We start from the raw sequence: 25,122 nt of genomic DNA, 5'->3' as shown, positions 1-25,122 counted from the left end.
TCTAACCCGCTGATTGTGCATAACAAAAATAAATTTAAAGTCTTTGATTAATAGCCATAAAACAACGCTTTAGGCCATTAAAAAGACGGAACTTGAGGTTAAACGATGTCTACTAACTTACTACCCAATCTTTGGAACGATGCTGACGCGTCCCTTCTGACTGAACCCGAATTATTGCAATATCGATCAAACTTGCTTGGTTCTGACATGCGCGTGACCAATTATGGTGGCGGTAATACCTCAGCAAAGCTGCAAATGGACGACCCTCTTACTGGAGAAAAGACCACCGTATTATGGGTAAAAGGTTCTGGCGGCGATATTGGCTCCATGGGATTGGATGGCTTTTCCACTCTATATATGGACAAACTGAATCAGCTTTTGCCGCTTTATCGCGGACTTGAGTTTGAAGATGAGATGGTCGCTTACCTTCCGCATTGTACTTACAACCTAAACTCCCGCGCCGCCAGTATAGATACACCACTTCATGCGTATTTACCTTACCTCCATGTGGATCACCTTCACCCAGACGCGGTAATTGCTATTGCGGCAAGCAAAAACAGCAAACAACTGACTGAAGACATTTTTAACGGTGAAATTGGCTGGCTTCCTTGGCGTCGTCCGGGTTTTCAGTTGGGTATGGATTTGCATAAAATCGCCACCGAGAATCCTCACCTTAAAGGTGTTGTATTAGAAAGCCACGGTCTTTTCACTTGGTCAAATGGCAACAAAGATTGTTACCTCAACTCACTGAACATTATTAACAAAGCACAAACATGGCTGGAACAACAAAGCGCAGGCAAAGCAGCCTTTGGTGGCGAGTTATTTAAAACCTTGCCTGATGAAAAATGCAAACAAGTGGTTTCTAGCTTAATGCCATTGATTCGTGGCAAAACCAGCGAAAAACAACGTCAAATTGGTCACTTCAACGCTTCAGACGAAGTACTACAGTTCGTCAATTCGAAAGACTTAGACCGTCTTGCCAAGCTTGGCACCTCTTGCCCAGACCATTTCTTGCGCACCAAAATTCGTCCATTTGTGGTCAATTACAATCCAGAAAACGACAACCTTGATGAAGTGATCGAGTCACTAGACCAAAGCCTTGCTGATTACCGTGAAGATTACGCGGGTTACTACAACCGCTGTAAACGCGATAACAGCCCTGCCATGCGCGATCCAAATCCAGTAATTTATTTGATACCTGGCGTTGGCATGTTGTCTTTCGCCAAAGACAAAGCTACAGCACGAATCGCAGGGGAATTCTACGTTAACGCCATTAATGTCATGCGCGGTGCAGACAGTGTGAGCGAATATGTTGGCTTGCCAGAACAAGAAGCTTTCGACATTGAATATTGGCTATTAGAAGAAGCCAAACTGCAACGCATGCCAAAACCCAAGTCCTTGGCTGGTCATATCGCCTTGGTGACTGGGGCCGCTGGCGGCATTGGTCTTGCGACAGCAAAACGTCTCGCCAAAGAAGGCGCTAATATCGTACTGATGGACATAGACGAAGACGCTCTGAAGACCGCCCAGGCGAATATGAACAGCGAATTTAGCAAAGATTGCGCATCTAGTATCAAGATGGATGTAACCAACGAAGACGATGTTATCCGTGCGGTTAAGCATTGCGCTGTGGCATTTGGCGGCTTGGACATTGTTGTTTCCAACGCAGGTATTGCGTCTTCTGCACCATTAGAAGAAACCACTCTTGCTCTATGGAATAAAAACCAAAGCATCTTATCAACAGGTTACTTCTTAGTTGCTCGTGAAGCCTTTAGTCTGCTAAAACAACAGAATATGGGCGGCAACATGGTGTTTATCGCCAGTAAAAATGGCTTGGTAGCCAGTGCTAACGCCAGCGCTTATTGCGTTGCCAAAGCCGCTGAGATTCAACTTGCCCGCTGTGTTGCTCTAGAAGGTGCACCGCTTGGTATTCGCTCCAATGTGGTCAACCCAGATGCGGTTTTACGTGGTTCAAAAATCTGGACAGGTAAATGGAAGGAAGAAAGAGCCAGCGCTTATAAACTGTCTACCGATGATTTAGAAGAACATTATCGACAACGCAGCATGTTAAAGCTGAATGTTTTTCCTGAAGACATTGCCGAAGCCATTTACTTCTTTGCGTCTGACGCGTCATCTAAATCGACAGGCAATATTCTGAATGTTGATGCGGGTCATGCACCGTCATTTACTCGCTAGAGCCTAGACAAAAAAGAACAATAAAAAGGAATCATCATGAAACAATTAATTGATCAAAACTTGCTGCAAGAACACAACGCCAAGCAGGAAGCCGCCGTCACAAGTGATTACAACGCGCTGGCGGAAAAGCTGGATCGCTCCGGCGTGAAAATCGATACTATTCTGCAACAAGCTAAGCAATTTACCGTTGCCGTACCTTCTTGGGGTGTTGGCACTGGCGGCACGCGTTTCGCCCGTTTTCCAGGCAAAGGTGAACCGCGCAATATCTTCGAAAAGCTCGACGACTGCTCGGTAATTCAACTGCTATCGCAAGCCACGCCTGCGGTATCCCTGCATATTCCTTGGGACAGACCAAAAGACCCAAAGGAACTTCGTCAGTACGCAGAACAATACGGTTTGCATTTTGATGCCATGAACTCCAACACTTTCCAAGATCAAATTGGTCAGGATGAGTCGTATAAGTTCGGCAGTTTGACGCACACCAACAAAGCCGTGCGTGAACAGGCTATTGCTCACAACATCGATGTGGTGGAATTAGGTCAAAAGCTCGGCTCTAAAGCTCTGACAGTTTGGGTGGGCGATGGCTCCAACTTCCCCGGCCAACAACACTTTAAAAACAGCTTCACGCATTATTTAGAAAGTATCAAAGAGGTCTATAACAGCCTGCCAGACGACTGGAACATGCTGTTGGAACATAAAATTTTTGAGCCTGCATTCTACTCGACCGTGATTCAGGATTGGGGCAGCAGCTACCTTGCCGCGAAAGAAACCGGCGAGCGTTGTTTGTCTCTGGTAGATTTGGGCCACCATGCACCGAACGTCAATATTGAAATGATCGTTAGCCGTCTTGCGCAATTCGGCAAGCTTGGCGGGTTCCATTTCAACGACAGCAAATACGGTGATGATGATTTGGACAGCGGTTCTATCAATCCTTACCAACTGTTCTTGATCTTCAACGAATTAACCGACATTCGTGCGCAAGATCCGTCTTACAGCCCCTTCTATATGTTGGATCAATCACACAATGTGACAGATCCTGTGGAAAGCTTAATGTACAGTGCGGCGGAAGTGCAACGTGCCTTCGTGAAAAGCTTATTAGTGGATCGCGAAGCCTTAACTCAATACCAAGAAGCAAACGACCCAATGATGGCACAGGCCAGCTTGAAACAAGCTTACAACTTAGACGTTGAGCCGATCTTACAAATGGCCCGTTTACAGGCAGGTGGTGCCATCGACCCTGTTAGCTGTTATCGAGCGAGTGGCTACCGTGCTGCCGTCGCTAAGGCTCGTCCAGCAGATCCGAATAAAACTGGCTCAGGGATCGTGTAGTAAAACAGATAAAAAAAGCGAACGATTAAAAAATATAGCTTTCAAATGAGGCTATATTTTTTTGATTAATTTCATTTTAGAAACGCTATTTTATTTTAAATGATTGAATGTATAACAAAATACAATCATTCGTTTCAAGTTGATATTTTGTGACCTATATTGAGTCTAACCATTACAAGACCCAAAAATAAAAAGGGATTAGCAATGCATGAATTACTAAGAGAAAAGAAGCATGTTGTTTCACGCGATCAAGTCGTCGAGGCAATCGATCTTTTAACTCAAAACCTCATCAACATTGAAGATACTACTGGTGACTTTCTGCTACGTCTTGAAGACGGTCGAGTGATCGACACCAAAGGCTGGGCAGGCTGGGAATGGACTCATGGCATTGGCTTATATGGCTTGTTCAAATATTGGCAGCTCACCAACAACCCAGACACACTAAAAATTATTCACGATTGGTTCGATCAGCGCCTTAGTGAAGGCACGCCAACTAAAAACATCAACACGGTTGCACCTTTTTTAACACTGGCTTGTTTGCATGAACGTACGCCAAAAGAGTCTTGGGTTCCTTATCTGGAAGAATGGGCAGAATGGGTCATGTACGAAATGCCGCGCGTACAAGAAGGCGGCCTTCAGCACATTGTTTATAACAGCGTTAACCACAACCAAATGTGGGACGACACCTTAATGATGAGTGTTTTACCACTCGCTAAAATCGGTAAATTGCTCAACAAACCGGATTACGTGGAAGAAGCAAAATACCAATTTTTGACTCACATTCAATATCTAATGGATTCAAAAAGCGGCCTATGGTTCCACGGCTGGACGTTCGAAGGCAACCACAACTTTGCCGACGCTTTATGGGCTCGCGGCAATAGCTGGATCACTATCGTTATTCCAGAATTCATCGAATTATTGGATTTGGCTGAAAACGATCCGATTCGCCGTTTCTTATTGTCTACTTTAGAACGCCAAGTGAAAGCCCTGAGCGAACTACAACATAGCGATGGCCTTTGGCACACCTTATTGGATGACAGCAGCACCTATTTAGAAGCTTCAGCATCGGCAGGATTTGCTTACGGCATCTTAAAAGCCGTTCGCAAACGCTATCTCTCTAGTGACTACTTACCTGTTGCGGAAAAAGCCATCAAAGCGGTCTATAGCAACATTGACGCGCAAGGCGAACTGCAAAACACCTCTTTTGGTACCGCCATGGGTGAAGATTTAGAGTATTACAAAAACATCAAAATCACCTCCATGCCTTATGGACAAGCGATGGCGATTTTATGTCTTAGCGAATATTTACGTCGCTATATTTAGCTAGTTTATAAACACACTAGCAATCAATTTCTTAGATCAACAATAAACATAAAAAGGATAAGAGAATGAAAACCAAACTATTTACCACCGCACTTACCCTAATCAGCTTAGGACTCGCATCCGCGTCTGCTTATGCGGAAAACTTGCGTTTTGGCTACGCCAGTAATGCCACGCCAACGGTAGAAGCAATGAAAAAGTTTGCTGAATTAGTTGATCAGAAAACCAAAGGCGATGTCACTGTGACTTTTTTCCCTGATAGCCAATTAGGCGGCGAACGGGAAATGGTCGAGCTACTTCAAGCTGGTTTGTTAGATATGACCAAAGTCAGTGGCGGCCTAATGGAAAGCTTTGCCCCTGTTTATGGCGTCTTCTCGATGCCTTATCTGTTTGATAGCCAAGAACATTTTTATAATGTCATGGATAATCCTAAAATCACCACACCGATCTATGAATCGTCAAAAGGCGAAGGTATTTTGGGTCTAACGTATTATGATAGCGGCGCTCGTAGCTTCTATACCTCAGAAAAAGTCATCCGTAATGTGAACGATCTAAAAGGCCTCAAAATCCGCGTCATGCAAAGCCCAACCTCTATCAAGATGGTCAAAATGCTCGGTGGTTCGCCTATCGCCATGGGACAAGCTGATGTGTATTCGTCTATTCAGCAAGGCGTATTAGATGGCGCGGAAAACAACGAGTTTGCCTTGACCATTGCTCGTCATGCCGAAGTTGCAAAACACTATTCTTATGATGTGCATTCTCGTGTGCCAGACATTGTGTTGATCTCGAAAGCAACCATGGATCGTTTAACACCGGATCAACGTCAAGCGGTTCAAGAAGCGGCAAAAGAATCCACTGAGTTTCAAAAGCAAGCATGGACAAAAGCCGTTAACGACGCCAAAGCCATGAGTGAAAAACAATTCGGTGTAACCTTCTATTACCCAGATGTGGCCGAGTTCCAAGCAGCCGTACAGCCAATGTATGACGAGCTAAAATCGGAGCCAGCAAAATATAAGGTTTATCAGGCAATCCGCCAGCAAGCGGAGTCAAAATAATGCCAAAAATAAGACGTTTCCTAGACATCTGTCTAGGGACAACTTGTTCACTCTTACTCCTCAGCATGGTTGTAATACTCAGCTGGCAGGTGATCAGCCGCTATGTATTTAACGACCCTTCGACCTTTACCGAAGAGCTGTTACGTTTAGGACTGGTCTGGTTGTCTCTATTAGGAGCCGCTTATTCTGCAGGCCGTAATTCTCACATGGCTATCGACCTACTGCGCGATCTTTCGCGCGGTAGGTTCCGCAAATTTCTTAAGCTGTTGGTTCCTGTCAGTTTTATTATTTTCAGTATTTATGTGCTGATTTTAGGAGGTTTGCACAGCATGCAGATTGCCTCTAAACAACTCACTGCGGTGTTACAAATGCCAATGTCGAGCTTTTATGCCGCATTGCCTGTCTGTGGTGGATTGCTGATTCTGTACGCCATTTTAAATTTGATTGATGTATTAAAAGAGCCGACCACAAATCAGTCGGATTCAGATGTTGATCAATCACTAAGCATGGGAGAATAAACATGGCAGGTGAAGCGAGCCTTGTACTCATTATTACGTTTTCTATCCTGTCGCTGTTAGGCTTGCCGCTGGCGATTGCCTTAGTTGCCTCTTCTTTGGCTGCCGTCACCATGATGGTGCCAGTGGATATGGCACTTTTCACCTCGGCACAAAAAATGGTCGCCAGCTTAGACAGTTTCTCTCTGTTAGCCGTACCGTTTTTTATTCTTTCTGGCGTCATCATGAACTCCGGCGGTATTGCTATTCGTTTAGTGAATTTCGCCAAACTGCTCGCGGGGCGCATTCCTGGTTCCTTAGCGCAAACCAACATCGCAGGTAACGTGTTATTTGGCTGTATTTCAGGTTCAGCCATTGCCGCATCAACCTCCATTGGTAGCGTGATGGTACCGATTCAAGCCAAAGAAGGTTATGACCGAGCTTTTGCTGCTGCGGTTAACATTGCCTCTGCCCCAACAGGCATGTTGGTGCCACCCACCACAGCCTTTATCATTTACTCATTAATTTCCGGTGGTACGTCTGTCGCAGCCTTGTTTTTAGGCGGCGCTGTAGCAGGTGTTATTTGGGCGTTGGGCTTGGTGCTAGTCACCGTTATTATTGCCAAAAAGCGCAAGTACCCATTGTCAGATCGAGTACCCTTTAAAGAAGCCATTAAGATAACCCTCGACGCGATTCCTAGCTTGTTCTTAATCGTCTTTATCATTGGCGGCATTGTTATGGGCGTAGTAACACCGGTAGAAGCGTCTGGCATTGCGGTGATTTACACCATGATCTTGGCGTTCTTCATCCACAAAACCACACCACTTCGCGCGCTGCCTAAGTTTCTTATTGAGACATCGCACATTACCGGCACCATCATGTTGCTCTTAGCGGCATCGGCCACCTTGTCTTTCGCCATGGCCTTTACTGGCATTCCAGCAGCAATCTCCGCCTTGATTCTTGGGATCTCCAACGACCCGATTATGGTCATGTTGATCATCAATATTTTATTGTTGATTGTCGGCTGCTTTATGGACATTGGGCCGGCAATTTTGATCTTCACGCCGATTTTGCTGCCGATTGCCATGAAGGTTGGCTACGATCCTGTGCACTTCGGCGTCGTCATGGTGTTCAACCTTGCCATCGGCACCATCACTCCGCCTGTCGGTACCGGCTTATTCGTCGGGGCTACCGTTGCCAAGGTAAAAGTCGAAAAAGTCATTGTCGCGCTCGCGCCTTTCTACTTCGTGCTTTTCAGCTTACTCGCGCTGATCTCTTACGTGCCTGTCATCACCTTGTACTTGCCAACACTCTTTGGACTTTGAATGAATAGCTTTGGATGAATAGCTTTGGGGTTTAGATAAGTTCGGTATCCAGAAATCGAATCATTTTCCCGTTGGGCGTGCCCACCAAGGTTTCATTTTCGACGACAAGCAGCCCATTCACTACGGTGTGAATGGGCCAGCCAGTGATGGTTTTGCCGTGATAAGGTGTCCAACCACTGACGCTGGCGACCCAATCATTATGGATTTCCCGTTTGGCGTTAAGGTCAACGAGGGTTAAGTCTGCATCGTAACCTAGGGCGATCCGTCCTTTTCCTTCTATGCCAAAAATCCTAGCGGGGCCAGCGCTGGTGAGGTCCACTAAGCGCGATAGGCTTAAGCGACCTGCATTAACATGATCCAACATCAGAGGAAGTAAGGTTTGAACGCCTGTCATGCCGCTTGGCGATTGTGGGTAAGGTTGCGCTTTTTCTTCTAGGGTGTGCGGTGCATGATCACTGCCAATCACATCCACTACTCCCTCTTGAATGGCTTGCCAAAGCGCATCTTGATGCACTTGTTCTCGAACGGGTGGGTTCATTTGCGCTAGGCTGCCTAAACGCTCGTAACATTCTGGTGCGCTCATGGTTAGGTGGTGAGGCGTGACTTCGACCGTGACTCTGTGTTTGTGCTGAGCCAAAAAGGCCATTTCCTCTTTAGTAGAAACATGCAGCACATGTAAACGACGGTTTGCTTCGCTGGCGATTTTGACGATGCGTTTGGTGGCCATAAGGGCACTTTCTGGGTCTCGCCAGACAGGGTGATCGGTGATTTTATTACTGGTCTCGACGATGCTTTTGCGCGCTTTTAAACGTGCTTCGTCTTCGGCATGAACCGCCATACGACGGGTGCCATGGGCAACTATACGTCGCAGAATATCGTCATCGTCGGCTAACAGGTCACCAAAAGAACTGCCCATGAAAACTTTTACACCAGAGCAGCCAGGAAGTTTTTCCAGCTTATCCAATTTTTCGGCATTGGCGCCAGAGCCGCCCATGTAAAAAGCAAAATTACACCATGCCTGTTGCTTAGCTATGGCAAGCTTGGCGTTTAAGTCATTTTCATTGAGCGTAAGGGGATTGGTGTTAGGCATTTCAAATACACTGGTCACACCGCCCAGCACAGCGCCTCGGGTGCCCGCTTCGATGGTTTCTTTGTGCGTTAAGCCCGGCTCACGAAAATGCACTTGACTGTCTATGACGCCGGGCAAAACATGCAAACCGCCGGCATCAAGGTATTTGTCTGCTTGCCAAGTCTCTTTTAGCTTGCCAAGCGCGACGATACGACCTGCAAGGCAGGCAATATCAATGGGTTCTTCGCCATTGGGCGTGATCACTGTGCCACCATGCACGAGTAAATCGGCATGGTGCTTATCTGTGTGATGAGGAAGTATTGATGCGGTCATGCAGCTCCTTCTATGTCATCGGTGTGATTAGTAGCTATTAGCCTGTTTTTAAGGCTTTGATGAGTCGCCAAACGACCCGCAGTATCCGGCGCTTGGGTAGCTTGTTGCAGTAAGTCGATGGCGTCTTCTAAAGACAAGGTGCCAAGATCTTCACCGCTTTGGCTACGAATCGCGACGCTGCCAGACATTTGCTCTTTCGCACCAACCACCAGCAAGTAAGGAATGCGTTGTAAGGTGTGTTTGCGGATTTTGTAGCCGATTTTCTCGTTACTAATGTCCGTTTCGGTGCGGATATGCTCGCCTTCTAGAAAGGCAGCGACATCTTGAGCATACGCGTTATTGTCTTCGCTGATGGCCAATACAATGGCTTGAGTGGGAGCGAGCCAAGCAGGCAGTTTGCCCGCGTGATGTTCAATCAAAATACCAGTGAAGCGTTCCAGTGAGCCAAAGAGTGCGCGGTGTAGCATGACAGGCTGTTTTTTCTGGCCGTCCATGTCGACATAGTCAATATCAAAGCGTTCTGGTAAGTTCATGTCCACTTGCAGAGTGCCACATTGCCAATCTCGACCGATGGCGTCTCTTAAAACAAACTCCAGCTTAGGGCCATAGAAAGCGCCTTCCCCAGGGTTGATTTGGTAATCCAAAGACATTTTCGTCAATACGTCGATTAAGGTGTTTTCCAGCACGTCCCATGTGGCGTCATCGCCCATCCGATTTTCTGGGCGAGTGGATAATTTGATACGCACCTCGTTAAAACCAAATTGGCGATAAATATCTAATACCAAGGACACCACGTCGCGACATTCGGCTTCCATTTGGTCTGGCGTACAATAGATATGAGCATCGTCTTGGGTGAAGTGACGAACGCGCATCAAGCCGTGTAAAGACCCAGATGGCTCATAGCGATGCACTTTGCCAAACTCCCCCATGCGGATGGGCAAATCCCGAAAGCTTTTCAATCCATGGCGATACAGCAATACACTACCGGGGCAGTTCATCGGTTTGAGGGCAAGGGAGCGATTGTCTTCCGTTTGCGTGGTAAACATATGGTCGTGATAGTTTTGCCAATGTCCTGAGGTTTCCCAGAGCTTGCGGTCCATCATGTCGGGCGAGTTGACTTCTTGATAGCCTGCGTCTTTTTGGCGACAGCGCATGTAGGCTATCAGTTCTTGCAGAACCCTCCAGCCTTTAGAGTGCCAAAAAACGGCGCCAGGGGCGTCTTCATGGAAATGAAACAAATCCAACTCGCGGCCCAATTTTCTGTGGTCTCGTTTCTCCGCTTCTTCTAAACGAGTTAAATAAGCTGACAATTGTTTTTTGTCTGCCCAAGCGGTTCCATAAATACGCTGTAGCCGTTCATTTTGTGCGTCGCCACGCCAGTAAGCCCCTGCTAGCTTGGTTAACTTGAAAGCTTTGAGGAAACGCGTATTCGGTACGTGTGGGCCACGACACATATCGATGTATTCTTCATGGTGATATAAGCCCATTTCGATGACATCGTCTCCCATCTCTTCGATCAGGCGCAGTTTGTAGGCTTCGTCGCGGGCTTCAAACGTACGGATGACCTCATTACGAGGAGTGATTTTTTTGATGACGTCATAGCCTTTTTTGATTAATTCTGCCATGCGTTTTTCGATGGCCGACATGTCGTCTGGGGTGAATGGTCGCTCGAAAGCAATGTCATAGTAGAAGCCATCTTCTATCACAGGACCAATGACCATGTTGGCCGTTGGGTAAAGCTGCTTAACAGCGTGGCCAATTAAATGCGCGCAAGAATGACGGATGATCTCAAGACCTTCTGCGTCTTTTGGGGTGATAATGCTTAAGGTGGCATCCTGATCAATAAGATCGCATGCGTCGACTAGCTGGCCATTGACCTTGCCAGCCAAGGTGTTTTTGGCAAGACCTGCGCCAATGGATTGCGCGACGTGAGCAACGCTGACTGGCGCGGGGTATTCACGCACGCTGCCATCTGGCAGCGTGATCTTGATGTGTTTTTTGGATCTATCTAGGGTCATAGTGTGTCCACGACAGTTGGAGTGAGTTTCATATAGCCTTCCGCGTATTCGATGTTACGTTTTGCGGTAATGCCAATATTACGTTTTGCTTGAACACCGCGCTGTTGCGCAACGCGAGTGTAATACGCCCACAAATGTTCTTGCCCTGCCATGCATTCAATGGCTTGACGTTTGAGGTCCCATACATGGGTGATGTCCAAGTAGGTATTAGGGAGCCATTCACATTGTTCGGTTTGATGAGGTTCAAATGCATAAACAGGTGGCGCGCCCAGTACTTTTTGCTCTAGATTGTGTCCGGCCGCTTGTGCTGTGACTCGTGCTTCTTGAGCTAAGTGCATGGCAAGTGGGTGATCGAAGTTGTAAGGGTCTTTAACGGAGTGACTTAAAACGAATTCTGGTTGTAGTGTCTGATAGAGGTCCACCATACGGAACAAGGTGTCATCGCTGACACGCATTGGATAATCGCCGATGTCCCAGAACTCCACGTCAGCCCCTAAAATGTCCGCCGCGCGTTGCGCTTCCTCGCGTCGAGCCGCTTTGACTTTTTCTAATGTCATATCGGGGAGTTTCCAGAGTTTGGCGGATTCACCTCGTTCGCCATAAGATAAGCAGATCACTTTTACATGCCAACCTTGTTTAACGTGGCTGGCAATGGCGCCACCACAGCGCCACACAAAATCAGCTGAATGAGCACTGACAACAAGCGCGGTTTTATTTGTATTAGACATGTTGTTTCCTCTTTTTTTTGGTGATGGTTGAAAGTTAAATGCTTGCTCAACGAAGCACTGACTTATGTAACTTAAAACTCGTTTTGAATGCGTTTATAACCATTGACAAGTTCATTGTTGGTTCGAGCCACGTCTTCAGAAAAATCGCTGGCATCGGCAGACACTTGCGGCAAGGCGTCTAGATCCGTATCTGGCCCAATGCGTTCGGTAGAGCACACATAAAAACCAGACGGTAAATGACAGCCGTCTACAACGGCGTTATAACGTACGACACAGCCGTCATCGATGGTGCAATTAAACAGCACACTGTTAAAACCAATAAAAACACCGTTGCCGACATGGCATGGGCCATGAACTATCGCCCGATGGGCAATGGAGGTGCGTTGGCCTATGGTGACTTTTGCGCCAGATTTGGAGTGGATAACGACACCGTCTTGGATGTTGGAATGGGCGCCAATGATGATCGGATCGATGTGACCATTAGCGTCCATTTCATCCGCACGGATCACCGCATAAGGACCGATAAAGACGTTTTCTTCGACGACGACTAAACCACATAAAATGGCAGTCGGATCGACAAACGCACTAGGGTGAACAGTCGGTAAATCGCCGCGAGGGTTTTTGCGTATCATGATGGCATTCTTATCAATATAGGTGAGTGGGGAACTGTCTTTGGTCTACTTTGGTTTGCTGTTCTGGCGCGTTAGACCAAGCAACGGCATCGTGTGGGTGCAAACTTTCTAAATGCCGAACATGCACTTTCGGTGAGGCAAACTTGTCATTCAGTGCGGCTTGAATACGACGGGCGGCATCCTCTACAAACATCAGATTTTGACCATTTAGTGCGGCAAAGGCTTGCTCATCTGCGCGCTTAACAGAGGTTTGCAATGGTGTGCCTAAGGCCATTTCGATCTGATCGATCAAAGGTAATAAGCCAAGCTCCTGTTGATTCGTTGGTACATCGACTCGAACGGTGGCCTCGCTGCGTTGGCTATGCGGCTTTGCTAAGCTGGCATTGTCTCGCAACCATACAGCAACGGTATCAGAGGCTAATGCAGGCTGATTAGCAAAATCGCTTAAAAAGCGCCGTTCAATTAATTGGCGAGATAGCGCCGCCGAGCAAGGGCAAGTAGACGAGTATTGAACAATAACTTGGGCATTGATTCGTAAGGCTTTATTACTAAGATAGACGTCCAAGCACACTGGGTAAGATTTCCAGCCAGAAGCGCCTTCGGTCATTAAGGCTGGTCGCCGGGTGAGAAGATCAAATGTCAGACGTAAACGAGCCCTGTCCGTATAACAATCTCGATGGCTATCTATCATAGTTTTGAGCAAGTTTTCTAAGCGATAAGGTGAAAGGGCCTCGCCATCGCTAAGTGAGTCTAATAGGTTATAAAGCCGAGACATATGAATGCCTTTAACATGGGCTGCAGGCAGATTAACCTGTATATCTGCATGAGCATGTAACTCTCTATGATAATGGGCCTCACTAACGGTAATGGGTAAATCGATGCCCTTCATTCCCACCCATTCTAAAGGGGATTCGTTTGCCACGGTTTCACTGATCGAAACATCAGGAAGTAAATTCGTCATTACATTAACTCCTTGGAAAAACACGCCTTATGACCATAAGGCGTGAACAGAATTAAGCCCATTCAGAGAAAGGATTCTTCCATGTTTGCCAAGTGTTAATGCCTAGACGCATTTCTTCATCGCTCAATAAGCAATGGTCTAACTCGGCTCTCAATAACGCTTCATCCATTTGCATGCCGATTAACACCAATTCTTGGCGAGCATCACCAACGGTCTCATCCCATTTTTCATCAATCCAAGCAAGAGACTCTTCATCTTTAGGCCAATGCTCTTTCGGTACAGACACCCACCAATAACCCGCTGGACCCTGTTTTGCGACGGCTCCAGCTTGAGACCAATTTCCCGCTTTGCGAGGGTCGCTTGCCAACCAAAAGTAACCTTTTGAACGAATCACCCCCGGCCATTCTCGATTCACAAGCTCATAAAAACGCTGGGGATGAAAAGGTCTACGCGCTCGATATACAAAATTGCTAATGCCATATTCCTCTGTTTCAGGAACATGTGTACCACGAATTTCTTGCAACCAAGCAGGAGCAAGAGACGCCTGTTCAAAATCAAACAACCCCGTATTTAATACTCGATCTAATGGTACTTTTCCGAACTCTGAAACTTCAATTTTTGCTCTTGGATTCAAATTATGAAGAATCGCGATTAAACGATCTCGATCATCTTCGCTCACCAAATCAATTTTGTTAATGATCATCACATCACAAAACTCAATTTGCTCAATCAATAAGTCCACAACTGTTCGATTATCTTCTTCTCCCAAAGACTCTCCACGAGCTTGCAAACCATCTCGAGAGCTGTAATCGCGAAGAAAATTAAATGCATCGACCACAGTCACCATGGTATCGAGCTGAGCGACTTCATTGAGACAGCGCCCATCTTCACCTTCAAAGGTAAAGGTTTCCGCAACCGGTAATGGCTCTGAAACGCCGGTCGATTCAATCACCAACTGGTCAAACTTACCCTCATTCGCCAATCTCTCCACTTCGATTAGCAAGTCTTCTCTTAACGTGCAGCAAATGCATCCATTGCTCATTTCCACCATTTTTTCGTCCGTTCGAGACAGCTCAGCGCCACCCTCTCGAACTAGATCTGCATCAATATTGACCTCACTCATATCATTAACAATGACGGCAACTCGTCGCCCCTCACGATTATTCAGAATATGATTTAGTAATGTGGTCTTGCCTGCACCCAGAAAGCCAGACAATACTGTGACAGGAAGCTTTTTGCTTCGTGTACTATTCAAAAAATGTTCATTCATATAATGCCCTACATGATAAAAAGTAATAGACGGGACTTAAGCGCTTAAAATAAGCTGCAATTTAAAATGTTATAACATAACATTTTAACTTTAAACCAATATAACTAAAATGAATACAAAGATCAGTAAAATTGCCTACAGAACTGAACTACTCCATCAATTCTGAACTGGGAGCCGATCAACAACATAACGATGTATTTTCAACTTGCTTGCACTTATTCCCTACGTGCCAGTCATCACCTTATACTTGCCAACGCTCTTTAGACTTTGAATGAATAGCTTTGAATGAATAGCTTTGGGCTTTAGATAAATTCGATATCAAAAAAAACAGCATGGAAGCGCTAAACTTTCATGCTGTTTTTTTTATATTAGTAAATCAGCCCAATTGGTTTACTAAAGCGACAATGTCTTGCTTTGCTTTTTCGACCGACGAAGCATGACGATCATCTGCAAATTCTTGATATTCAGAACCCATTTCGTAAAACTGATCAACGCCCAAGTACTTGGCTAATTCTTTGATGTGCGGACCGAGATGATTCATCTGCTCGCGTACGCCACCAACACCAAAACCAAACTCACCAGATGAAGTAAGCAGGACTAAGGTCTTTCCGGACAAGATAGGTTCAATCGGAAAATCTCCTCGCGCTAGGTCAAAGGTAAAGGTTTTATTTACTCTCAGCATTTGATCAAACCACGCCTTTAATACCGCTGGCATACCGTAGTTATACATAGGTGCTGTAATCACAATGACATCGGCATTGGCCACTTCATCAAAATAAGTATCTGACTCAGCCAAGACTAATTTCTGCGCCGTGCTTCTCTTTTGCTCTGGGGCGAACGCCGCAGCAATCCACCCCTGACAAATGAAGGTTGGCGGATTAAGACCGAGATCGCGATAAACCACCTCGTCTTGATGATTTTTATTCAGCCATGTGTCTATAAAAAAACGTCCAAATGACTTCGAAATCGAATTATAGCTTTGTGTTGAGTTGTCAGTACGACGAACGCTGGAGTCGATATGTAGAATGGTTTTCATATTTTATGCCTCTTCCATTGATAGTTAGTAGGCATAGTATGTTCGGCAATCGTTTTAGTGACAAATGGTCTTATTTTTCCTATAAAGTAGTTATTCTCATCCATAGAGTGCCTTTATGTTTCAGCAACTCCCCTCGTTAAATGCTATCAAAGCCTTCGAATCTGCAGCCCGATTAAACAGTTTCAAAGAGGCTGCCAATGAATTAAATGTCACACCAACGGCGATTTCACATCAAATCAGAGCGCTTGAAGACAGCTTAAAAGTAAGATTATTTGAACGACAAACGCGAGCAGTGACATTAACGAAAGAAGGCGAATTACTAGCAGCGTCTGCCAATCAATCTCTGCAGGATTTACTCTCGACAGTGAATCAATTAAAAGGCTCTCCTCGAACATTAACCATCAGCACGACCAGCTCGTTTGCGGCCATGTGGCTGGTACCCAATCTTGCTGACTTTCAGCAGCAGTATCCTGACATCGACATTCAAATAAGAGCAGAAGAATCACTCATAGATATGGAACGTGATAGACGTGTCGATATGGCGATTCGCTACGGAGAGCCGCCGAAACAACTCGACACTAAAACGCTTATTTACCAACCTTTAATTCAAGAATCGATTGGCTTCTTTGCAACACCAGACTATTGGAAAAAACACAGTGAAAACCTATCTGAAGCCGTATTTTTCTGTACTCAATGGAAGAACCCAAACCTACCGAACTTAGGGATAGAAGAAGCGATCAAAAACATCGTTGCTAACACTCAACCACATATTCGTTATTTTAACGATGAAAACCTCACCGCCCAGGCCGCACTTTCTGGACAAGGCATCGCCATCATCAGCCAGCTTGCCGTCGCAAATTCGATTAAAAACGGCTGGTTAACCCAAGGTACGGACAAAATGGCAATGTCTATCACTGGCCTACATTACTATTTAGTTATACCCAAGCGCTTGCAAACTAGCCAAGCTGCAATGTGTTTTAAAAACTGGCTTCAACAAACATTAGCTTAGAGCACTGACTCATTACCTTTAGCTGCTTATCTTTTTATATAAGAACTTTCGACAAGTGCTTTCATCCATTCGTTTGAGAGCAAAAACTAGAATCCCAATCACTACCACTGCAAACGCTATCCGTCCCCAGAAAATAGTCATAAAGTCCGCGCCAATTAACAGAATCAGCAGCGTATCTTCAATCAAGCTATGAAGCAGGTTGAGCAGCATCATGGCGACAAAAATATCCCGTGGGGAAATGTGTCCTCGCTTTGCTTCGTTAATAAGCAAACCGCCACCAAAGGAAACGCCTAGCGTGATACCAACAATCGTCAAATTGGTGGCTTCTCGGCTGATGCCCAGCACAGACAAAATCGGCTTAAGCAGTATTGCCATGAGCTTTTCGATGCCAAGTAATTTCAGCAAACGTAACAGTGTCATCAACGCAGCGATCACCACAAAAATCATCGCAAGACTTTGAAGTTGGTCAAGCGCCCACGCTATATAACTAGGATCACTAGTTGGTGTATGTTTCCAAACAGTGTGCGCAGTTGTGTTTAATAGATCTCCGCTTTGGTAAATGTGGTGAAGTATCCAACCCATTAATAATCCACCACCAAGACGAATCACCAGTGTCGCAACAATCCCAACGCCAGCTTTTTTAGCCACCGCCACTTCTACTGGCAATGAGTGTGCGAGCAGTAATAACGTTCCTAAAATAGAGACTTGAGCGACCGTTAAGTCAACATCTAAGCTCATAAATACCACAAGCCCAGCGTACATATTGGTAACCAGTGTTGTTGCCCACACCAACCCCATTTCACTGGGCAAGCCAACCAAAGACATAACAGGACTCAACCAGTGACTTAGCAGTTCTATGCCTCCCAACTCTTCAACAACCTTGATCACGATAATCATCGGAACCATGATCTTATAAAGCGTCCATGTGACATCAATAATCTCTTTCCAGAGACCATTCCACAAAAGTCCAACCCAACGGGATATGCGTTTATTCACTTCTCTTGCTCCAAACAATTTATAAATAAAGTCTATTGAGATAAGAAGAAATATGTCGATCAATTTAATAATTGATAACGCTAAATATTTTTAATATAAAAGCTGTTAAGAAATTTTCTTTCGTATAATTATTATTTAGAGAAATTTATGGAACTAGACAAAATAGACCGAAAGATCCTAGCCATCTTGCAACGAAATAATCGTATCGCAAACGTGGAACTGGCCGAAGAAGTAGGCTTATCACCACCAGCTTGCCATAAAAGAGTAAAACGACTGAGAGATGACAACATCATTGTGGGTGATGTCTCTATTGTAAATCCAGAATTGAGCGGGAATAAGCTGACTTTACTGGTGTCAGTAGAAATGGAGCGAGACCGAAAAGATGTCTATGACGCTTTTAAGCGCGTCGTGAGCAAAGCTGCGGAAGTTAGACATTGCTACCAAATAACAGGCAGCTACGATTTTATGATGGTTGTCACTGTGCCAGATATCCAAGCTTATGAAAGCTTTGTCGACCGAGTACTTCACACAGAAGCCAACATCCGAAAATTCCAGACCTCGGTGTCACTTCGAACAGTAAAATCCTCAACAGAGGTCCATTTGAACGAATAGGTTACGTAGAAGTGGAGCAAAACTCTCAGGCACAACGAATGTTAGCATCACAGAATCACATTGTTGGAACTCGCTAAAAGCTTTAATGACTGCAACGAAGGCGCTAATCACCATGTCATCATCAAAACTCTGTTTTTCTAGGTATAGCGATTTGATTTCGAGACGGCGTTCTTTTCGGTGGGCTTTGCAATCCATACGACTGATAAATTCCCCTCGAAACAGTAATGGTAAACAAAAGTAACCATATTGCCGCTTGGGTTCTGGCACGTAACATTCGATCTGATAATCATATTGAAACAAGCTTTTGAGTCAATCGCGCTGAATAATGCTGTTATCAAAGGGCGAGAGTATCAACATACGATTATTAAGCCGAGGCCAAACGATGCAAGCGAGAGAGGTCTTTATTAGATTTGAACTCAATTATACTAATACCAAGCCTTATTCAATAACTAAATACGGCAAACTATCAGGCCCGTTATACGCTTTTCCCAATTTTTCAAAGTGACGGCACGATATTTCTGCATGACGTCATCCGCAATAAAAGACGTAATGCCAACATGATCCAATAATGCCGTCATAACGGACTCAGCGGCTCGAACCGCGCCATCTTCACATTTCAGCGCTATGGCGAGTTTTAACTCAGGAATCGCAGCGATATAAACACCTTCCGCGCCAACTTTCAGGAAGGCATGCTTCTGTAATAGGGTCATCATGTCTGTACAGTAACGGCCGGTTCCTGCCACCATAAAAGGATGCTTCACCACAGCATCGTATAAGGTTTGACAGGCTTTCTGGCGCTCTTCCGATAAATTTTCAGGACTAGCAAACTTCGCAAAGGCCAATGCAAGATTAGTCAGTGGCATCGCCCATGTTGGTGCAGAGCAACCATCTGGAGACCAAGGTGCTGTACTGTAATCGTACTCGCACATCTCTGCCATAGTAACGGCAATTTTCTGTTGTACTGGGTGATCAATAGCTATGTAACCCTGTGATGGAACACCGAGCAATTTGGCTAACCCCAACATACCTGCATGTTTTCCAGAGCAATTATTATGTAACTGATTTAGCGCTTTTCCTTCACCAGCTAAGGCGTATCCAGCTTCGACGCGCATAGGCCAATGACAGCCACACTCAAAGTCAGACTCAGACGATGCCAGCTTGTCCAACATGCTCTGCACTGTTGCCACATGTTCTGGTTCACCATTATGAGACGCACAGCAGATAGCAATTTCTTCATCACTAAAAGCAAATCGTTCAGCACCGCCCATCTCAATAAAAGCCAAAACCTGCATGGCTTTAATAGCACTGCGAGGATAAACCAACGTATCCATATCCCCCCAGGAATCAATAACCTCGCCCGTACTTGAAACAATAACCGCCTTAATACTATGTTCGCTTTCAACAATACCACCACGAGTCACTTGCACAGAAAGAGCAGCATGTTGCATATCATTGATCCTTTTATTAAAAATGGAATGGAAAATAAAATATAGGAAATAAAGTAAGTTGGCCGTATAGATAAAACAACGCGTCAAAAAAGTTTTTTATCACTAAGATGCGACAGAAGTTTGTAGATAATCATCACAAACTTCCAGCTCGTAAACCGTTTTAGATTGAACAAGACACCTACGCATTTCATTACGTGCACTTTGGTAAAGCTCATCGGTAAGATCGGTGATCTTTTCCCATTGCTCTCGACTTGGCCATTGGGCATAACCTACCAAAATATTAGGTTTATCTGACGTATGAAGTCTTGAGCCAAAGCTACCACAATTTTTATAAATCGCTTTTGTAACTTCAAGCCATGCATTACGAAAAGACGCTTCCGTGCCTTCTTTGATTTCAAATTCATAAACAGCAATAAACATCCTTTTCTCCTTGGGTTACTTACACTTTCATCGGGTGTTGGCATTTAAATAGCTTCAAACAGCTTTGTGAATTATTGCAAGCTCTTGGATATCAATTAAATCCACTTCCCGACCTAATATACGTTTATACAGAACTAGCTCATCAACAGGAATGACAGGGACTTCGATAGTTTGATAATAACCGACAACTGACTTGGAAAAATCTGTTTCCAACGTATGCCACACACCATCTTCTGATGATTTGATCTTAGTCCCTGGAGACAAGCCTATTTCTATTTTTTGGGAATGGTAGATCAATTGGAAATACTCTAAATCCCAATTACCCTCCATATAATGAGTTAAAGGTTTGGAAACATAAGCAGCTACTTGAGATAAAACCTTGTCCGCTGCCGAGCGGTGAATATATAAGTCAATATCTGCTACATCACGGCTACCACCATGAATTGTTGCAGCTAAACCGCCAACAATCTGATATTGGATATGCTGTGAATCCAAAATCCCTTTAAGCCATTCCAACGCGACAGTTACTTTAGCGCTCATTCTTAGTCCTGATTTAATTTTGTCGTATGCTTTAATGCTCTGCTAAAGATAGGTAACTCAAAACAAAGCTTTCAATCGACTAGAAATTGGATGATTATCTTTGAGTTGCAACAAATCCCATAAATTACCGTATAGATCTTCAAAGACAGCGACTGTACCGTATTCCTGCTCTGCAGGTGGTCGAACAAAATGAATACCTTCTGCGACCATGCGTTCATAGTCTCGCCAAAAATCGTCAGTATTTAAAAATAGAAAAACACGACCACCCGCTTGGTTACCAATAAAACCTATCTGCTCTGGTTTGGACGCTTTCGCTAGTAATAAGGTCACGCCCTTTGAACTAGGTGGAGAAACAACTACCCAGCGTTTATCTTGTTCTGGCTGGTAAGTATCTTCAATTAACTCGAATTTGAGTCTATTAACATAAAAATCAATCGCTTCATCGTAGTCTCTAACGACCAAACCAATATGCACTATGTCTTGCTTCATAGATTTAAAACTCATCTAACAATGAATAACAAACACTATAACGCCAATGAAGTAGCATCGAAAACGAAATTTAGTATTTGAAAATTAGACAACCTATGTACGTAAAAAAATATCATTTAACCAACAAGAACAAAACCACGAGAAACAAAGCAAAAGACACCCCTTGCCAAAACATAACAGGGTTACGTTGTATTAATGGTGGACGAGTCCGATCGAGAAAAATTTGATTCGGGTGATGGAGGTCGTAGACAAATTCCGAGACCTCCTCGTAGCGTTGTAATGGGTTGATATTCAAGGCTTTATGCAATGCATCATCAACCCAAACAGGCAGTTCGGAGGCATCATTAATCACCCTACGATAGGTTAATCTTCGTTGGGCTGCGATGCCTCTGGCTTGAGCTATTTTTGAACTGTAAGGAAATTGATTGCCAGAAAGCATCTGATAAGCAATCACCCCAAGCGCGTAAATATCGGAGCGCTCCGACCCTACCTGACCAAGAAAATACTCTGGAGCAGAGTAACGTAGTGTGCCACGTAACACTTCTTCGTCTTTAATGTTGCTCACCCCCGCAATATAAGTCGAGCCAAAGTCGATAATTTTCACTGTCCCGTGGCTGTCTATCATGATGTTCGCTGGTCGAATATCTTGATGAATCATGCCTTTTCGATGGAAAGCCTGTAGTCCAGTCGCAATCTGCGAAATGATATTACGAATTTGTTCTAAACTTGGCTTGGGGTTGTCTATCATCCATTGAGCCAAGGATTGGCCTTCTATATATTCTGTTGCCAAATAAAGAAACTGACGCTGCCTTGGCGATTCTATCGCTTTCGCGACGTGAGGATTATCAAGTCGTTTGGCGATCCAATCTTCTAACATGAAACGCTCTAGATAAGCTGTATCCTTACTCAACTCTGCCGATGGAGTTTTAATCACCACCAACTGATTACTGTCTGCGTCGCGCGCTAAAAATACATGACTACGGCTGCTCACATAAATGGAACGAAGTATCTCATAACCATCGAACAACATGCGTTCCGATAGAGGGGGTGGCAAAGGTAATACACTGATATTTGGCTGAACCTCCTCTAATTGATAGCTGGGTATATTCTCTACTCGGGCAAGTTGAATACTGAGGTTATCATCACTACCATTTTCTAAAGCCAGCTGGATTATTCGTTCCGCGGCTCTATCTAAGTCTGCTGATTGAGCGATACAGTCGAGAATTTGTTCTGGCGTAATAAATTCATACACACCATCTGTTGCTAAAATAAATGTATCACCTTTATTGGTCGGCAAGCTTTGGTAATCCAACTCGATGATTGGCTCTATACCCAAAGCACGTGTCAAATAGCTCTCATTAGATGACACGACACGGCGATGGTCTTTTGTAAGTTGTTCGAGTTGGCCATCCACCAAACGATAAATTCGGCTATCACCAACATGAAAAAGATGAACCGTATTTATACAAAATACCATGGCAGCAAAAGTACACACATAGCCTTTGTCTTTATTAAAACGACTTGGGCCGTTTTGCGTTTGCGAATAAAGAGCAGCGTTGATGGACTTAATCACTTTTTCAGCGGATATCTTCACTGACCAAGCATCAGAAGTACGATAAAAATCCTCTAAAAATCGCGTCACGGCAAACTCACTGGCAACTTGGCTCACTTGGCTCGAACTAATGCCATCAGCAACAACAAAGGCAACACCTCTTGTGGTCAACAAGGGTTCAGAGGGAGTCTGACAGCCTAAGAAATCCTGATTAATTTCTTTGTTACCTTTATGGGTCGCACTACCTACATTAATCCTAAGCTTTTTCATTTTACTCTCTTCATAAAACAAAAAACTCTGTAAGCACGGATGCTTACAGAGTATTGAGCATGAGTTAACAAAACAAATATTACGCCAATTTACGTGATGCCGATGTTCTCACATGTGTTAGGTATAGTGGTAAGCCAACCAATAACAAGCCACCAGCAAGGTTACCCAAGACAGTTGGAATTTCGTTCCAAATCAAATAATCCATGAAAGTAAAATCACCACCCATAATCATGGAGAATGGGAACAAGAACATGTTCACAATGGAATGTTCAAATCCCATGAAGAAGAACAGCATAACAGGCATCCACATTGCCGCCATTTTGGCGCCCGCCGAGGTGGAGATCATCGCACCAACAACACCCATAGACACCATCCAGTTACACAACATGCCACGAATGAAGATGGTAAACCAACCACCCGCACCATGAGATTGATAACCCAAAGTACGCGCTTCACCAATGGAACTTACCTTAGCGGCCAACGCCCCACCATCCGTTGAATAGCCATAAGTCAGAATAAATGACATGAAAAATGCCGTAGTTAATGCCCCACCAAAATTGCCGATAAACACTAAGCCCCAATTACGCAGCACTTGCGCTGGTGTCACACCCGGACGCTTATCAAATAAGGCCAGAGGCACTAAAGTAAACACTCCCGTTAATAGGTCAAACTTCATTAAATACAGCATAATAAAGCCAACAGGAAATAGTATGGCTCCTATTAATGGGCTACCCGTTTTAGTCGCTACGGTAATCGCAAAGATTGCAGCTAACCCTAAAATCGCTCCCGCCATAAAAGCTCGAATGATAGTGTCTTTTGTCGACATATAGGCTTTTTGTTCACCTGCATCGACCATTTTAGTGACAAATTCACTTGGTTCTATATAAGCCATTTTCACGCCCTCTTGTCTTTAAAATTACCTAAGATTCACTTTTGAAAAGAAATAATTACCAAGATTTATATGGCAAAAACTTCCCGTTCAGTGTCAAAATCACACGATCTCCTTTAGGGTTTTCTTGCTTATCAACCTTCATTGAGAAATCAATGGCGCTCATAATGCCGTCACCAAATTTCTCTTGAATTACTTCTTTCAATGTTGGACCGTAAACTCCAACCACCTCATACAAGCGATAAATTAGTGGGTCTTGTGGAATCGCTTCATCCCATGTTTTGGTTGGATATTCCATCAGCACGGATTTTGCTTCTGCAGGTAAACCCAAAAAAGCTACCAACTTTTCAGCCACTTCTTCAGTACAGCTATTCATTCCCAGACAAGCTGAAGTGATCCACACATCCGTCATACCTACCGCGTCAGCAATGGCTTCCCAGGTTAAATTTTTCTCTTTTTTAATTGCGAAAATAGCTTCCGTCACATCAATTTTTTTCATTTTTTACTCCTAAAAATTAGGTCTAGAAAAATCCAGTAAATGAACGCCGTAAACTCTATGTCTTAGAGTTGAGAAAACAGGTTTTGCCAATGACACGATCAGTATTGAAAAATCAAACGGCTTTTTAAAACGGAGAAGGAAAATGAAAAGAGAGAAATAGAGACACGCCTCCCTTATCAGTAACCTCCTTTCAAAAGGAGCCTGATCGAGTGCTACCAAAAGGTTTAGTAGCGGGCGACGGTGCCATTGACTAAGTTAACCGACATTGGCCAACTTATGAAATTCCTGCAGGTAAAACCTACATGAAGATGTTTTTCATTGAGCAAAGATAATGCCAAGAAGAAAAATTAAAAGAACTCAAAGTATTTTTTCCTTTAAAATCAATATATAAGGTAATTTTATAGCAATTGAATAACATAGAAGTTTATTTAAAATACGCGATAAACCGGGAACTACTTTTATTAAAGCGCACGTTTTAGACACAACCTCCGCACCAAGAGTAAACACAATTCATAAACCACTAAGTGAATGCGTCATTAGCGCTTTGATTTTCCTATCCCAGTACAGCGATTAATATAAAAATTTCACGAGATGAATTTTTATATTAAAGATACCATTTTCAAAAATTAACG

The 25,122-nt window shown here is 44.3% G+C and carries 24 protein-coding genes; 8 read left to right on the top strand and 16 right to left on the bottom strand.

The genetic code is table 11. The features are described 5' to 3' along the window. Positions 1 to 105 precede the first annotated feature (105 nt). The 6 genes from B6N13_RS10160 (at position 106) to B6N13_RS10135 (ending at position 7,719) form a co-directional block, all read left to right on the top strand. On the top strand, positions 106 to 2,196 hold the full coding sequence (locus B6N13_RS10160) for a bifunctional rhamnulose-1-phosphate aldolase/short-chain dehydrogenase (protein ID WP_169459277.1): 2,091 nt from the start codon (positions 106 to 108) through the stop codon (positions 2,194 to 2,196). Between the two features lie 36 nt (positions 2,197 to 2,232). Then, positions 2,233 to 3,525, top strand: a complete 1,293-nt coding sequence (gene rhaI / locus B6N13_RS10155) for an L-rhamnose catabolism isomerase (protein WP_169459276.1) — start codon at positions 2,233 to 2,235, stop codon at positions 3,523 to 3,525. A 204-nt stretch (positions 3,526 to 3,729) separates the two neighbouring features. Beyond that, on the top strand, positions 3,730 to 4,848 hold the full coding sequence (locus B6N13_RS10150; protein WP_169459275.1) for a glycoside hydrolase family 88 protein: 1,119 nt from the start codon (positions 3,730 to 3,732) through the stop codon (positions 4,846 to 4,848). Positions 4,849 to 4,913: 65 nt separating this feature from the next. Then, on the top strand, positions 4,914 to 5,900 hold the full coding sequence (locus B6N13_RS10145; RefSeq protein WP_169459274.1) for a TRAP transporter substrate-binding protein: 987 nt from the start codon (positions 4,914 to 4,916) through the stop codon (positions 5,898 to 5,900). After that, on the top strand, positions 5,900 to 6,418 hold the full coding sequence (locus B6N13_RS10140; protein ID WP_169459273.1) for a TRAP transporter small permease: 519 nt from the start codon (positions 5,900 to 5,902) through the stop codon (positions 6,416 to 6,418). Before B6N13_RS10145 ends, B6N13_RS10140 begins: the two co-directional genes overlap by 1 nt. A 2-nt stretch (positions 6,419 to 6,420) precedes the next feature. After that, positions 6,421 to 7,719 (top strand): TRAP transporter large permease, encoded by a 1,299-nt coding sequence (locus B6N13_RS10135; RefSeq protein ID WP_169459272.1) that lies wholly within the window; start codon positions 6,421 to 6,423, stop codon positions 7,717 to 7,719. Between the two features lie 31 nt (positions 7,720 to 7,750). Here B6N13_RS10135 and B6N13_RS10130 read toward each other — a convergent pair whose 3' ends face one another. The 7 genes from B6N13_RS10130 to B6N13_RS10100 form a co-directional block, all read right to left on the bottom strand. Continuing rightward, positions 7,751 to 9,121: a dihydroorotase gene (locus B6N13_RS10130; protein WP_169459271.1), complete on the bottom strand. Its 1,371-nt coding sequence runs from the start codon at positions 9,119 to 9,121 to the stop codon at positions 7,751 to 7,753. Continuing rightward, positions 9,118 to 11,139: a threonine--tRNA ligase gene (gene thrS, locus B6N13_RS10125; protein WP_169459270.1), complete on the bottom strand. Its 2,022-nt coding sequence runs from the start codon at positions 11,137 to 11,139 to the stop codon at positions 9,118 to 9,120. The genes B6N13_RS10130 and thrS overlap by 4 nt, the downstream gene beginning before the upstream one ends. Then, positions 11,136 to 11,867 carry a PIG-L deacetylase family protein gene (locus tag B6N13_RS10120; RefSeq protein ID WP_169459269.1) on the bottom strand — a complete coding sequence of 244 codons (732 nt, stop codon included), beginning with the start codon at positions 11,865 to 11,867 and terminating at the stop codon, positions 11,136 to 11,138. The genes thrS and B6N13_RS10120 overlap by 4 nt, the downstream gene beginning before the upstream one ends. A 71-nt stretch (positions 11,868 to 11,938) precedes the next feature. After that, positions 11,939 to 12,499, bottom strand: a complete 561-nt coding sequence (locus B6N13_RS10115; RefSeq protein ID WP_169459268.1) for a carbonate dehydratase — start codon at positions 12,497 to 12,499, stop codon at positions 11,939 to 11,941. 13 nt (positions 12,500 to 12,512) lie between these two features. Then, positions 12,513 to 13,460: a GTP cyclohydrolase FolE2 gene (gene folE2, locus B6N13_RS10110; RefSeq protein ID WP_169459267.1), complete on the bottom strand. Its 948-nt coding sequence runs from the start codon at positions 13,458 to 13,460 to the stop codon at positions 12,513 to 12,515. Between the two features lie 52 nt (positions 13,461 to 13,512). Further along, on the bottom strand, positions 13,513 to 14,730 hold the full coding sequence (gene zigA / locus B6N13_RS10105; protein WP_169459266.1) for a zinc metallochaperone GTPase ZigA: 1,218 nt from the start codon (positions 14,728 to 14,730) through the stop codon (positions 13,513 to 13,515). 376 nt (positions 14,731 to 15,106) lie between these two features. After that, positions 15,107 to 15,766, bottom strand: coding sequence for an NAD(P)H-dependent oxidoreductase (locus B6N13_RS10100; protein WP_169459265.1), 660 nt, complete (start codon positions 15,764 to 15,766; stop codon positions 15,107 to 15,109). Positions 15,767 to 15,881: 115 nt separating this feature from the next. On the opposite strand from B6N13_RS10100, the gene B6N13_RS10095 reads away from it, so the two are divergent. Continuing rightward, on the top strand, positions 15,882 to 16,775 hold the full coding sequence (locus B6N13_RS10095) for a LysR substrate-binding domain-containing protein (protein WP_169459264.1): 894 nt from the start codon (positions 15,882 to 15,884) through the stop codon (positions 16,773 to 16,775). 18 nt (positions 16,776 to 16,793) lie between these two features. On the opposite strand, the gene B6N13_RS10090 is transcribed toward B6N13_RS10095, so the two are convergent. Beyond that, positions 16,794 to 17,771: a hypothetical protein gene (locus B6N13_RS10090; RefSeq protein WP_348981537.1), complete on the bottom strand. Its 978-nt coding sequence runs from the start codon at positions 17,769 to 17,771 to the stop codon at positions 16,794 to 16,796. A gap of 147 nt (positions 17,772 to 17,918) precedes the next feature. Here B6N13_RS10090 and B6N13_RS10085 point away from each other — a divergent pair, with 147 nt between their 5' ends. Then, positions 17,919 to 18,383, top strand: coding sequence for an Lrp/AsnC family transcriptional regulator (locus tag B6N13_RS10085; protein WP_169459263.1), 465 nt, complete (start codon positions 17,919 to 17,921; stop codon positions 18,381 to 18,383). Here B6N13_RS10085 and B6N13_RS10080 read toward each other — a convergent pair. From B6N13_RS10080 to cynS, 8 genes are all read right to left on the bottom strand, one after another. Beyond that, positions 18,357 to 18,683 (bottom strand): crosslink repair DNA glycosylase YcaQ family protein, encoded by a 327-nt coding sequence (locus B6N13_RS10080; RefSeq protein ID WP_248280291.1) that lies wholly within the window; start codon positions 18,681 to 18,683, stop codon positions 18,357 to 18,359. The two genes, B6N13_RS10085 and B6N13_RS10080, sit on opposite strands and share 27 nt — an antisense overlap. A 149-nt stretch (positions 18,684 to 18,832) precedes the next feature. Next, positions 18,833 to 19,831, bottom strand: coding sequence for an asparaginase (locus tag B6N13_RS10075; RefSeq protein ID WP_169459262.1), 999 nt, complete (start codon positions 19,829 to 19,831; stop codon positions 18,833 to 18,835). Positions 19,832 to 19,933: 102 nt separating this feature from the next. Beyond that, on the bottom strand, positions 19,934 to 20,251 hold the full coding sequence (locus B6N13_RS10070) for an antibiotic biosynthesis monooxygenase (RefSeq protein ID WP_012071390.1): 318 nt from the start codon (positions 20,249 to 20,251) through the stop codon (positions 19,934 to 19,936). Between the two features lie 54 nt (positions 20,252 to 20,305). Further along, the gene (locus B6N13_RS10065) at positions 20,306 to 20,791 is read right to left on the bottom strand and encodes a MazG-related protein (protein ID WP_169459261.1); all 486 of its coding nucleotides are present in this window, start codon (positions 20,789 to 20,791) and stop codon (positions 20,306 to 20,308) included. 57 nt (positions 20,792 to 20,848) lie between these two features. Beyond that, a complete protein-coding gene (locus B6N13_RS10060; RefSeq protein WP_169459260.1) occupies positions 20,849 to 21,280 on the bottom strand; it encodes a VOC family protein in 432 nt (143 codons plus the stop codon). Between the two features lie 112 nt (positions 21,281 to 21,392). After that, on the bottom strand, positions 21,393 to 23,102 hold the full coding sequence (locus tag B6N13_RS10055; protein WP_169459259.1) for a bifunctional protein-serine/threonine kinase/phosphatase: 1,710 nt from the start codon (positions 23,100 to 23,102) through the stop codon (positions 21,393 to 21,395). A gap of 79 nt (positions 23,103 to 23,181) precedes the next feature. Then, on the bottom strand, positions 23,182 to 23,994 hold the full coding sequence (locus B6N13_RS10050) for a formate/nitrite transporter family protein (protein WP_169459258.1): 813 nt from the start codon (positions 23,992 to 23,994) through the stop codon (positions 23,182 to 23,184). A gap of 55 nt (positions 23,995 to 24,049) precedes the next feature. After that, positions 24,050 to 24,490, bottom strand: coding sequence for a cyanase (gene cynS, locus B6N13_RS10045; protein ID WP_169459257.1), 441 nt, complete (start codon positions 24,488 to 24,490; stop codon positions 24,050 to 24,052). Between the last annotated feature and the right edge of the window lie 632 nt (positions 24,491 to 25,122).

Source organism: Marinomonas sp. UCMA 3892, assembly GCF_012726345.1.
Classification (GTDB): Bacteria; Pseudomonadota; Gammaproteobacteria; order Pseudomonadales; family Marinomonadaceae; genus Marinomonas.
The sequence above is the reverse complement of the archived record's forward strand: the minus strand, read 5'-3'. Positions and strand labels throughout refer to the sequence as shown.

Coding starts and splice junctions, on each gene's coding strand:
- B6N13_RS10150 (WP_169459275.1), top strand. CDS start 3,730: ATGCATGAATTACTAAGAGAAAAGAAGCATGTTGTTTCACGCGATCAA.
- zigA (WP_169459266.1), bottom strand. CDS start 14,730: ATGAATGAACATTTTTTGAATAGTACACGAAGCAAAAAGCTTCCTGTC.
- B6N13_RS10160 (WP_169459277.1), top strand. CDS start 106: ATGTCTACTAACTTACTACCCAATCTTTGGAACGATGCTGACGCGTCC.
- B6N13_RS10070 (WP_012071390.1), bottom strand. CDS start 20,251: ATGTTTATTGCTGTTTATGAATTTGAAATCAAAGAAGGCACGGAAGCG.
- thrS (WP_169459270.1), bottom strand. CDS start 11,139: ATGACCCTAGATAGATCCAAAAAACACATCAAGATCACGCTGCCAGAT.
- B6N13_RS10130 (WP_169459271.1), bottom strand. CDS start 9,121: ATGACCGCATCAATACTTCCTCATCACACAGATAAGCACCATGCCGAT.
- folE2 (WP_169459267.1), bottom strand. CDS start 13,460: ATGACGAATTTACTTCCTGATGTTTCGATCAGTGAAACCGTGGCAAAC.
- B6N13_RS10085 (WP_169459263.1), top strand. CDS start 17,919: ATGGAACTAGACAAAATAGACCGAAAGATCCTAGCCATCTTGCAACGA.
- rhaI (WP_169459276.1), top strand. CDS start 2,233: ATGAAACAATTAATTGATCAAAACTTGCTGCAAGAACACAACGCCAAG.
- B6N13_RS10095 (WP_169459264.1), top strand. CDS start 15,882: ATGTTTCAGCAACTCCCCTCGTTAAATGCTATCAAAGCCTTCGAATCT.
- B6N13_RS10145 (WP_169459274.1), top strand. CDS start 4,914: ATGAAAACCAAACTATTTACCACCGCACTTACCCTAATCAGCTTAGGA.
- B6N13_RS10075 (WP_169459262.1), bottom strand. CDS start 19,831: ATGCAACATGCTGCTCTTTCTGTGCAAGTGACTCGTGGTGGTATTGTT.
- B6N13_RS10050 (WP_169459258.1), bottom strand. CDS start 23,994: ATGGCTTATATAGAACCAAGTGAATTTGTCACTAAAATGGTCGATGCA.
- B6N13_RS10055 (WP_169459259.1), bottom strand. CDS start 23,102: ATGAAAAAGCTTAGGATTAATGTAGGTAGTGCGACCCATAAAGGTAAC.
- B6N13_RS10100 (WP_169459265.1), bottom strand. CDS start 15,766: ATGAAAACCATTCTACATATCGACTCCAGCGTTCGTCGTACTGACAAC.
- B6N13_RS10140 (WP_169459273.1), top strand. CDS start 5,900: ATGCCAAAAATAAGACGTTTCCTAGACATCTGTCTAGGGACAACTTGT.
- cynS (WP_169459257.1), bottom strand. CDS start 24,490: ATGAAAAAAATTGATGTGACGGAAGCTATTTTCGCAATTAAAAAAGAG.
- B6N13_RS10120 (WP_169459269.1), bottom strand. CDS start 11,867: ATGTCTAATACAAATAAAACCGCGCTTGTTGTCAGTGCTCATTCAGCT.
- B6N13_RS10115 (WP_169459268.1), bottom strand. CDS start 12,499: ATGATACGCAAAAACCCTCGCGGCGATTTACCGACTGTTCACCCTAGT.
- B6N13_RS10135 (WP_169459272.1), top strand. CDS start 6,421: ATGGCAGGTGAAGCGAGCCTTGTACTCATTATTACGTTTTCTATCCTG.
- B6N13_RS10065 (WP_169459261.1), bottom strand. CDS start 20,791: ATGAGCGCTAAAGTAACTGTCGCGTTGGAATGGCTTAAAGGGATTTTG.
- B6N13_RS10060 (WP_169459260.1), bottom strand. CDS start 21,280: ATGAAGCAAGACATAGTGCATATTGGTTTGGTCGTTAGAGACTACGAT.